Origin of the sequence: Vagococcus silagei (assembly GCF_004795745.1) — a bacterium.
Classification (GTDB): domain Bacteria; phylum Bacillota; class Bacilli; order Lactobacillales; family Vagococcaceae; genus Vagococcus; species Vagococcus silagei.
In genome coordinates this window covers 1-5713 of sequence record NZ_SDGV01000046.1, presented here as the reverse complement: position 1 = coordinate 5713, position 5713 = coordinate 1, and the positions used below count along the sequence as shown (strand labels likewise).

At 34.6% G+C, this 5713-nt stretch carries 7 protein-coding genes; 1 reads left to right on the top strand and 6 read right to left on the bottom strand.

The window, feature by feature from the left end:
* Positions 1–69 precede the first annotated feature (69 nt).
* Complete coding sequence (locus ESZ54_RS12385) at positions 70–444, bottom strand: methylglyoxal synthase (RefSeq protein WP_136137963.1); 375 nt, start codon at positions 442–444, stop codon at positions 70–72.
* A gap of 121 nt (positions 445–565) precedes the next feature.
* Between ESZ54_RS12385 and ESZ54_RS12380 the strand changes: the two genes are divergently transcribed.
* Positions 566–1672: an ABC transporter ATP-binding protein gene (locus ESZ54_RS12380; protein ID WP_136137962.1), complete on the top strand. Its 1107-nt coding sequence runs from the start codon at positions 566–568 to the stop codon at positions 1670–1672.
* 57 nt (positions 1673–1729) lie between these two features.
* Here ESZ54_RS12380 and ESZ54_RS12375 read toward each other — a convergent pair whose 3' ends face one another.
* From ESZ54_RS12375 to ESZ54_RS12355, 5 genes are all read right to left on the bottom strand, one after another.
* Positions 1730–2239 (bottom strand): hypothetical protein, encoded by a 510-nt coding sequence (locus ESZ54_RS12375; RefSeq protein ID WP_136137961.1) that lies wholly within the window; start codon positions 2237–2239, stop codon positions 1730–1732.
* A 93-nt stretch (positions 2240–2332) separates the two neighbouring features.
* A complete protein-coding gene (locus ESZ54_RS12370; protein WP_136137960.1) occupies positions 2333–3313 on the bottom strand; it encodes an ABC transporter ATP-binding protein in 981 nt (326 codons plus the stop codon).
* Positions 3294–4085 carry an ABC transporter permease gene (locus tag ESZ54_RS12365; protein WP_136137959.1) on the bottom strand — a complete coding sequence of 264 codons (792 nt, stop codon included), beginning with the start codon at positions 4083–4085 and terminating at the stop codon, positions 3294–3296. Before ESZ54_RS12365 ends, ESZ54_RS12370 begins: the two co-directional genes overlap by 20 nt.
* A gap of 4 nt (positions 4086–4089) precedes the next feature.
* The gene (locus ESZ54_RS12360) at positions 4090–4893 is read right to left on the bottom strand and encodes an ABC transporter permease (protein WP_136137958.1); all 804 of its coding nucleotides are present in this window, start codon (positions 4891–4893) and stop codon (positions 4090–4092) included.
* A gap of 495 nt (positions 4894–5388) precedes the next feature.
* The coding region (locus ESZ54_RS12355; protein ID WP_136137957.1) for an IS30 family transposase at positions 5389–5713 on the bottom strand (325 nt) is incomplete at its 5' end.

Sequence of the window (5713 nt, the reverse complement as noted above, 5' to 3'; positions counted from 1 at the left end):
TAATTATAACAGATGGGGAGGTTCTTATTTTTATTGCTTTTAGAACGTTAATGTATCAAGGCATTACGATTATGAAATTTGCTCAATTAATTCTTTCAATAAAAGAATTGCTGTACTTTGGTTTGTTGCTAGTGGAATTTCATAGACATCACACAAACGAATTAAGGCGTTAACATCTGGTTCATGAGGTTGAGCTGTTAGTGGATCACGTAAAAAGATGACCATATCCATTAACCCTTCCGAAACTCTGGCTCCAATTTGTTGATCACCACCAAGTGGGCCTGATTTAAAGCAAGTCACCTCTAAACCTGTTGCTTCTTTAATTTGACTACCTGTTGTACCGGTCGCAAATAAATCATGTTGCTTTAAAATTTCTTGGTATTCTTTTGCTAACGTAATCATCTGTGGTTTCTTTTTATTATGCGCAATTAATGCAATGTTCAATTTAATCTCCCTTTCGTTTCGTCAAAGTGACAAAAAGGATTGGTCACTTTGAACATTGTAAGCGTTATACTCTTTCCATTATACTCTAAGTAACAAATCAATTGAAAGAGGGAAAACAACTATGGTAGAAATCGCTTTAAAAAGTATTCATAAAAAATACGAAGGAAACCCAAAATACTCTGTAACTGACTTTAACTTAGATATCGCTGATCGCGAATTTATTGTTTTCGTTGGACCTTCTGGCTGTGGTAAATCAACAACATTACGTATGATTGCCGGTTTAGAAGATATTTCTGAAGGTGAATTATGGATTGGCGATCGTCTAGTCAATGATGTGGCCCCTAAAGACCGTGATATCGCTATGGTTTTCCAAAACTATGCCCTATATCCACATATGACAGTTTTCGATAACATGGCATTTGGACTTAAATTACGTAAGTATGACAAAGCTGAAATTAACAAACGTGTTGAAAACGCTGCTGAAATTTTAGGGTTAACTGAATACTTACAACGTAAACCTGCTGCTTTATCAGGTGGACAACGTCAACGTGTGGCTTTGGGACGTGCTATCGTTCGTGATGCTAAAGTGTTCTTAATGGATGAGCCTTTATCAAACTTAGATGCTAAACTACGTGTAGCAATGCGTGCTGAAATTGCTAAATTACACCGTCGTTTAGAAACAACTACGATTTATGTAACCCATGACCAAACTGAAGCGATGACAATGGCTGATCGTATCGTTATTATGAAAGACGGTTTCGTACAACAAATTGGTACGCCAAAAGAAGTTTATGATACACCAAATAATGTCTTTGTTGCTGGTTTCATTGGTTCACCAGCAATGAACTTCTTCGATGTTACATTAGGTGAAGATGGCTACATTACCGATAATAATGAATTACGCGTTCAACTTCCTGAAGGCAAATTCAAAATATTAGATGAAAAAGGATATGTCGGTAAAAAATTAGTCTTTGGGATTCGTCCAGAAGATATTCATAGTGAAGAAATTGTGAAAGACGCAACACCAAATAGTGTTGTTCGTTCAGAAGTCGTTGTTGCAGAACTTCTTGGAGCTGAAACAATGCTTTATACTCGTACTGCTGAAACAGAATTCGTATCAAAAGTTGATGCTCGTTCAGCTTATACACCAGGTGAAGTTATTGATTTAGCCTTCAACTTAAACAAGAGCCACTTCTTCGACGTTGATACACAAGAAGCAATTCGCTAAAAATATTAAAAGCGAGAATTGGGATTTTATAGCTCCCAATTCTCGCTTTATTTTTTATTATTCTTGTTCGATTTTATCGATATCTGCTTGAGTGACAGTAAATTTCGCAACTTCTGATTGATCAGGATTCAAGAAAAGCATTTCAATCTGAAGATCAGTAATCACTTTATTTAAGCCATCAAATGTTGGTTTCAGACCTTTTACTAATTCAGGTTTCATTGCATCAACATCAATTTCTCCAGGAACTGCATTCTCATAAACATATGTGTACACGATAGTATGACCTTCTCCTGCTTCAATTTTTATATCTGAATACATACCTTCAAATTGTTTCTTTAATTGTGGCACTTGTGTTTGGGCCATTTTAATCATTGTTTTGAATTGATCTGTGTCACCAGCTTCGGTTTTACTTTCAGTTGTTGATTCCTTTGTTTTACTGCTCGCAACAGTCTCAACCTTTTCTTTACTTGATGCTTTTGTATTCTCTTTTTTATCTGTATTTCCACAACCACTCAACAGTACCAACACTACAGCTGTCGAAACCACTAACCATTTATTCTTTTTCAACTAACTTCCTCCTCTTATATACTTAATCAAGAATATTGTCTATTACAGACTTAAAATTGTCAATTGTATTTAATATATTCTCATCAAAATATGTTATTTTGTATAAATTCCACGCACAATATCCTCGACACTTGCGCGGCAAACATCCATTTTATTAATACTGAATTGATGATAGAGTTCGCTTAAAATTTCCTTTTCATTTTGTTTGTCTTGATCAATTGTAATACTCATTTTTTCATGTTCAAACTGATATTCTAGTTTTTTTAATTCTATAAATTGACGTAATGCTTCAAGTTCCTCTAATTCGAATTCAAATTGAATGGTCAGCTCATTAGAAAAAGTTTCTAACATTTTATCTTTCTGATCATCATATATCAGTTGTCCTTCTTCAATAATTATAATGCGATCACACAGCATCTCTATTTCGCCTAAATCATGTGTTGTTAGAATAATCGTGACATTTTCTTGCTTATTAATTAGCTGTAACGTTCGCAATATTTTGTCCTTAATCAAGATATCCAAACCTATTGTCGGTTCATCAAGATAAATTATTTTGGGTGAGTGAATGAGAGCCAAAGCAATATCTGTCAAGACACGTTGACCCAGTGAAAGTGAACGCACTTGGCAGTTCCAGAACTTTTTAATTTCCATATGTTCTTCTAAAAGATTGACTTGTCGCTCAAAATTATCATCTGATACTGCATAGATTTCTTTCAATAATTTAAAATTATCTTCGACTGTCAAATCCCAATTCATTTGCGTTCTTTGACCAAACACGACGCTGATATTTTTTGCATTTTCAGTCCGTGCTTGGTAAGGGATTAATCCGCCGACTTCACACGTTCCTGATGTTGGCGTTAAAATCCCGGTCATCATTTTAATGGTTGTCGACTTTCCAGCTCCATTTTTACCAATGAAACCGACAATTTCACCAGGGAATATCTCAAAACTAATATCTTGAACGGCTAATTTTTCGGTCGTCTCAGATTTAAAGAAGTTGAGTCGCTTCTTAATCAAAAATGTTTTTGCTAAATTTTTCACTGAGATGACAGGCTTAATTTCCGGCACTTTCATAACTCATCACTCCTTTTTTCCAAATAATCATTGCGACTAACACAAAAAATGTTGTAACACCTAAAATCACTAAAGTCGTCAAATTAAAAATTGTCGACGTGAAAATCACCGTAGCAGGCAGAAAAGAAACCACTCCAAACGGCACAATAAAAATCAAGATAGCTTGCACACCCTTTGGATATATTGAAAGAGGATATTGCGTTAAATTACTCAAACCATAGATTGCTTGCAGAATAAAAATTGTGCGTTTTAGCCAAAAAGCTAATGCTGCTACAATCGTTTTGATTGATGTATAAATAATGCAACCTGTGATTAGGTAAAAAATACCTAGTATTAAGGAGACCATTGGATTTGGAAATGTTAATTCTCGTAAAGCATAGAGCGTCAATGCCACGCCAACAACAATTTCTCCAAAAGCATCATATTGAACACGTTCACAGATCACTTGAAAATATGGACTGACTGGACGAACAAGATAACGGTCCATCTCGCCTTTCACAATACTGTTCTTCGAAAAAATCCACAGATAATCGCTATAAAAATGATCTAGCCCGCGCGGAATTTGAGCAAAGCCATAGATAAATAGAACCTGATAAAAATTATAGCCATTTACTTCTGGAATTCGCCCAAATGTCACTGATAAAAAGAAGAGTGATGAAATTTGAACCGCTAAAAAGGCGACAAAACCGACAATAAAATTAGCCGTTGATAAACGTAGAATTTTAAACGAATTTCTCAAATACAGACCGTATAATTTCACATACCTTTTCATTTTTCTAGCCTCCGTTTATCGTAATTTTCTTAATCGCATGACGCCAAAAAACCGTACATAATCCTGCTAATATTGTTAACCAAACCCCTTGAATGATAAAACCTTTTAACATTTCCTCTGCCGATAATTTACCCAATAAAGTCATTGTCGGAAAATAATTAAGATATTGAAAAGGCGTCAATAAAAAAAGGTTACGAATAGATTTTGGTAACATTACAAGTGGAAATAAAGCGCCTGATAACAGGCGAATGAATGTTTCTTTGAAAAATAAAAAACCCCACGCATAATTAAGATAAAATGCTGAATAACCAAATAATAAATTCACACAAAACATTAATCCAATACTTAATAGCACTATTACCAAATAGGATAGTGCTCTAAGTAACACACTTAGAAGCGATTCTGTTTGCCCCATATAGATGACAACCCCAATTAAAAGGGGTAATCCCACAACAATGGCGCTCGTCGTTGTTTGAGCCAAACCTTTAAAAAATAATTTTACTGTATAAGAAACGGGTCGGATTAATTCATAAACCAAATTTCCTTCCAAAATATCACCCGCTACCTCGTAGTCATTTGACAGACTCGTAAACTGCATCGTTACGGTTGAAATTAAAGTATAGATCACAATTTCAGCATATGTTAATCCTTCAATTTCACCTTGCCCAGTTGATGCATACACCAATTGCCAAATAAATAGAACTGCCACAATTTGAATGACACCTGAAAATAAATAAGAAATAAAATTAATTTTATATGTGGCTTCTCCTTTTAAGAAATATCGATAATATGCTTGTCCTCTTTTCACCTGCTCACTCCTCTCAAAAAAAACGTTTTCACTCTAACTCTCTAATTATAGACAAAAAAATAAAACCACTCAATTTGTTATCGGTAACAGATTGAGTGATTAGATTCAAATGGTTAGAAAATGATAGATTAATAGTTAGTAGCCAAGTCATAATAATAACAATTCCAAAGCCAATCCTTACCATATCCTTTGATTTTTATCTCAACAGATTTTTGCTACTAAAAAAATAAAACAAGTGTTAATCTACCGACTTGTTTTTGATTCATATTCAAACACCTCCATGATAATGTTATAATTAACATACTTATTATTAAACGACGCCTTTACTCAAATATAATAGCGAAAATTTCAAGTACAAGTTAGCCACCTGTAAAATGTCTAACGTTATTTAAAATTCCTAGTAAATATATCGTGCGATTTGACATTGAGTTAGCGTGTGATAGGCTCTTCTGCCTCACCTGAACATCTTGATGGTCAGGTGGCTCAGGTAAGGCGTCACATGCTAAGAGGCTCAATATCAAATCGCGTTAAGTCCAGTTTCAATTTGCTGATTTCATTAATGAATGATTCATAAGGTGTTGCGTAGCCCATGATTTTTCTTGGTAAACTATTCATCCACTGCTGCACGTGCCTCATATTTGATTCACTAACTGTGCTAATTTTCGTACCTTTTGGGATAAAACGACGAATCATACGATTATGATTTTCGTTGGTCCCGCGCTCCCAAGATGAATAAGGATGCGTGAAATAGACCAAAAGTTGATTTTTTAGAAGACGTGTCAAACCTGAAAATTCTATCCCATTATCAGATGTAATAGAT

Bases quoted from the DNA above. Each gene is read 5' to 3' on its own strand.
- ESZ54_RS12365 (WP_136137959.1), bottom strand. From the start codon at position 4,085: ATGAAAAGGTATGTGAAATTATACGGTCTGTATTTGAGAAATTCGTTT.
- ESZ54_RS12370 (WP_136137960.1), bottom strand. From the start codon at position 3,313: ATGAAAGTGCCGGAAATTAAGCCTGTCATCTCAGTGAAAAATTTAGCA.
- ESZ54_RS12380 (WP_136137962.1), top strand. From the start codon at position 566: ATGGTAGAAATCGCTTTAAAAAGTATTCATAAAAAATACGAAGGAAAC.